Source organism: Variovorax sp. 01N429 (genome assembly GCF_056399425.1).
On record NZ_JBFTRG010000069.1, the window covers coordinates 1 to 570 of the forward strand.

Genomic DNA, 570 nt, shown 5'->3' on the forward strand with positions numbered 1-570 from the left:
CCACTGGGCGTCGGTCAGATCGCCGGGGGTGTCGGGGGTGTCGGGGATACCGGGGCTTTCGGGGCTTTCGGGGCTTTCGGGGGTCGCGGCCACGACTTCGTGTTTTTCAAAACGGGCTGCCGCGTGCAATCGGGCCCGTGTCTGCCGCACCAGGTCTTCGAACAAATAGTCGTCCCCGTAGCGTTCGAGCGGCCGTTCGATCCGCGCCCAGCGGGCCGCCATCTCCGGCGATGCGGTCTCCAGCGCGGCCTCCAGCGGCGCACCGACGGCGCGGCCCGCGTGCGCGAGCGGGGACTTGGCTTCCAGCAGCACGACGCCGACCGTCGTCCGGGCGATCCAGGTCAACGCGCCCGCCCGCGCGTCGTCGTCCAGCGGGGCGCGTTCGAGTGCGGCGAGCAGCCGGTCCAGCGCGGCGACCCACGCGGGGGCGATCTGGGTGGGAGTGCCGATCAACTGGGCGGTCCACGGGCTTTCCACGATCCGGTGCCGGACGTCGCGCATCCACGATTCCACGGCGTCCCACCACGGGAGACCGGGTTCCCCGGCCGCCGCGCCGACGTCCTCGAGGAC

General features: G+C 72.5%; 1 protein-coding gene. It reads right to left on the bottom strand.

Translation table 11 applies throughout. The features are described 5' to 3' along the window. On the bottom strand, nt 1-570 hold a 570-nt coding region (locus AC1DSF_RS30615; RefSeq protein WP_478184072.1), incomplete at both ends, for a TetR/AcrR family transcriptional regulator C-terminal domain-containing protein.